Genomic DNA, 4,512 nt, shown 5'->3' on the forward strand with positions numbered 1-4,512 from the left:
TCGTTGTCCCTCCGGCATCAATGATATTCAGGTCCGTGCCAGTCAAGTTGGCACTCGTGATCAATTCGTTTGTTGGATCCGCATCGGCATCGTCCAAAGTGGCAACACTCACCACATAAGGAGTGGCAATGGTACCATTACCGGCAACGGTAACATTTGTCCCAGCGTTTACCTTGGTCTCAGTACCATCTGCAACGGCTACTGATAGATCATAATCATCACCTGTCTTCACCAAGGTAACTGACCCGTCTGTAGAACTCAATGTCTGAATTTCGTTCGTTGGATCGGAATCCGCATCGTCCGCATTGATGGTAACAGAACCACCGTCAACTAAGGAGATGATTTTTCCTGTCGCATCGATAGAGAGATCTTGGGTATCCGTATTGTCCAAATAAGGAGCAAGATCAACAGTACCGCCATCTTCCAAGGTCAAGGTATTTCCTGCCAAGCTCAAGGCCTGGTCATCCGTACTGCCAATTGCCAATTCGTCAATAGCCGCCTGAACAGTTGTAGCTGTTAAGCCAGATGGCACATTGTTATAAGGGTTTGAATTAGCCCTAGTATCCAAGATCACATCCGAACCATCATTATTGGTAAAAGTATAGGTGCCATTTAAATTATCAGTGATATTGGCCTTATTCACTTTTTGAGTGATCCCATTTTCATTTACATAGGTCACTGTACCGTCTCCAGTATCAGATAAATTGGTAATCGTTTCTGAAATAGTTACCGAGGCAACATTCAAATACAATTTACCATCAGCACCAAAGGCAATATCGTTATTGGCATCTGTACTGATCATTCCTGTGGAAAGCGTACCTCCACCGTCTGTAATTTCAAGGCTACCGGCGTTCATACCCAATGCGGTATTGAACTCATTGGTCGCATCCTTATCTCCGTCCAAGTAATCGACAGTATAATTACCATTACCATCATCCGTAACAGTTATATCATTGGCCCCTACAACGGTCTCACTTAATGTTGTAAGGTCTGTAGAGAAACTTGTAGTTCCTTCGTCAACCGTTAAGGTATTGGTTCCTGAATTAAAGCTAACTCCTGTAATATCGTCATCGGCAACACTATCCACATAATTTTTAGTGGCTGCATCCTGTGGGTTCACAGGATCCAATAGGTTTGTTATTCCCTGGGCACCGGCATCATTACCAGTTGCCAATACTTGGTTTAGGTTTTGAATTTCATTGGTTGGATCCGCATCCGCATCATCCGCATCAATAGTTACCGAACCACCATCCACTAGAGAGATGATCTTTCCTGTTGCATCAATCGAAAGATCTTGTGTATCTGTGTTTACATAAGATGATAAATCTACCTGATTACCTCCGGTAGCAGGATTGGTCAGTGTCAAGATATTGGCAGCCAAATTCAAATCCGTTAATTCGTTTGTAGGATCGGAATCCGCATCGTCAGCATTAATCGTTACAGACCCACCATCTACCAAAGAGATGATCTTTCCGGTTGCATCTATGGATAGATCTTGTGTATCCGTATTGTCCAAATATGGGGCAAGATCAACAGTACCTCCATCTTCCAAGGTCAAGGTATTTCCTACCAAGCTCAAAGCCTGGTCATCTGTAGAAATGTACCCGGAAAGATCCACTGTGGTATCCGCTCCAGTTCCATTGCCTAAGGTCAATATATTTCCTGCAAAACTTATTTGTTGATTGTCAATATTATCCAAATATGGGGTAAGGTCTACCGTTCCGCCATCTTCCAAAGTCAAAATGTTACCTACCAAGCTTAAAGCCTGATCGTCTGTACCATTGTCATTCAAAGTGGAGAGGTCTACAGTTTGCGTGTTTCCATCTTCCAAGGTGATGGTCAATATTTTAGCGGCATCCATACTGAAGACGGTTACCGTCTGGTCATCTGAACTCCCCGCTGCCAATTCAGCCAAGGCACCTTCAACTTCGGTAGCAGTGAAATTGCCTGCCGCATCGGTAATATTAACCTCAGAAGCGGTCTGGTCATCTGTACCCAAACTTGCCAAAGGAACTGAAAGTGTACTGTTACTATCTGTAATTTCCAGATTGGCACCGTTTACTGCAAAGGCAGTGTTTACCTCGTTGGTAATGCTACCGTCCACTTCCGTGCCTGTCACTATATAAGGATCAGCAATTGTTCCAGTTCCGGAAACTGTATTAATGCCCGCTCCGGTCACCTTCGTTTCAGAACCGTCAGCTGCAGCAACAGAAAGATCATAATCATTTCCACTAGGTGTCAATGTAACCGATCCATCCGTAGAGGTCAAGGTTTGAATTTCGTTTGTTGGATCTGCATCCGCATCATCCAAAGTAGCCACACTAACCACATATGGGGTAGCAATGGAGCCATCACCGGCTACCGTTACATTGGTGCCAGCGTTAACTTTTGTTTCCGTACCGTCTGCTGATGGCAGGGTTACAGTATTACCATCTTGAATGGTTAAGTCGTTTCCTATTATGCTCAAGGTCTGGTCATCAGTATCCGTTGCCGCAGCCAAAGCCGCAAGGGAAACAGACAAAACAGCTCCATCTGAATCTTCCAGTTCCAGATCGGATCCATTAATTTCCATTCTTGTGTTTGTTGTATTGGTATCCGCGGCAGCCAAAACAGCAGTAAAATCTACAGTTTGTGTTCCACCATCTTCCAAGGTTAGTGTCAATATCTTGGTGATATCGTCCAAACTGAATGTCGTGATTGCCTGATCATCAGAATTGTCCATGTATGGGGTAAGGTCTACCGTGCCACCATCTTCCAAGGTCAACGTATTTCCTACCAAGCTCAAAGCCTGGTCATCTGTAGAAATGTACCCGGAAAGATCCACTGTGGTATCCGCTCCAGTTCCATTGCCTAAGGTCAATATATTTCCTGCAAAACTTATTTGTTGATTGTCAATATTATCCAAATATGGGGTAAGGTCTACCGTTCCGCCATCTTCCAAAGTCAAAATGTTACCTACCAAGCTTAAAGCCTGATCGTCTGTACCATTGTCATTCAAAGTGGAGAGGTCTACAGTTTGCGTGTTTCCATCTTCCAAGGTGATGGTCAATATTTTAGCGGCATCCATACTGAAGACGGTTACCGTCTGGTCATCTGAACTCCCCGCTGCCAATTCAGCCAAGGCACCTTCAACTTCGGTAGCAGTGAAATTGCCTGCCGCATCGGTAATATTAACCTCAGAAGCGGTCTGGTCATCTGTACCCAAACTTGCCAAAGGAACTGAAAGTGTACTGTTACTATCTGTAATTTCCAGATTGGCACCGTTTACTGCAAAGGCAGTGTTTACCTCGTTGGTAATGCTACCGTCCACTTCCGTGCCTGTCACTATATAAGGATCAGCAATTGTTCCAGTTCCGGAAACTGTATTAATACCTGCTCCGGTCACTTTCGTTTCTGAACCGTCAGCTGCAGCAACAGAAAGATCGTAGTCATTTCCACTAGGTGTCAAAGTAACCGAACCATCCGTAGAGGTCAAGGTTTGTAGCTCATTGGTAGCATCAGTATCATTATCAGCTGCATTACTTGCCGCCAATTCATCCAATGCACCCTGTACATCTGTTGATGTCAATCCGGAAGTTGGGGTATAAGGATTAGAATTTGCCCTAGTATCTATAACTTGAGGTGTACCAGTTTCATCTGTATAGGTGTATGTACCATTTCCATTATCAACCAGGCTACTTGTCGTTTGGTTTGTATTAATTAGTACCGCCGTACCAGAATCATCCGTAATGGTGTATGTTCCATTGGTATTATCAACAACTGTGGCCCTCTTGGCATCAAATAATGTAACAGTGCCATTTTCACTAGTATGTGTGAAGGTACCGTCGCCATTGTCAGCAAGGGTTGTTATTGTCTCATCTATGTCTGTTACCGTACCGGCAGCATCAGTTACTGTTGCAATTCTATTTCCAGCAATAACATTTGATATGGTCACACCATTGGTATTGATGATCACATCACTCCCGTCATTATTGGTAAAAGTGTAAGTACCATCCAAATTATCGGTGATATTGGCCTTGTTCACTTTTTGTGTTGTCCCGCTTTCATTTACGTAAGTAATTGTACCGTCACCAGTATCAGAAATATTGGTAATTGTTTCCGAAATCGTTACTGAAGCTACATTTAAATATAAACCTCCGTCTGTACCAACTACAATATCATTATTAGCATCATTACTTATCAAATCAATAGTTTGGGCTGGTCCTGTACCATCGGTATAGGTTATAGTTCCATCTCCATTATTAACTAAAGATCCTGCCAATTGATTAGAATCAATGGTTACTGCATTTCCTGAATCATCAGTTATTGTGTATGTACCATCGCCATTATCCAAAGCTGTAGAACGTTTGGCATCAAACGTAGTAGCCACCCCATCCTCATTGGTATAGGTAAAAGTACCGTTGGCATTGTCCACCAAAATGGATAATGTCTCCGTAAAGGTGGTAATCGTTCCATTCTCGGAAGTGTAGGTAAAACTCCCATCACCGTTGTCCACCAAAGTGGTCACCGTGT

At 43.4% G+C, this 4,512-nt stretch carries 1 protein-coding gene; it reads right to left on the reverse strand.

What is annotated here, in order from left to right; genetic code table 11:
* Positions 1 to 4,512, reverse strand: a 4,512-nt coding sequence (locus ABXZ32_RS15735) for a beta strand repeat-containing protein (protein WP_354619638.1), incomplete at both ends; no start/stop codon positions are given.

The organism is Sediminicola luteus (assembly GCF_040566555.1).
In the GTDB taxonomy this organism is placed as follows: Bacteria; Bacteroidota; Bacteroidia; order Flavobacteriales; family Flavobacteriaceae; genus Sediminicola.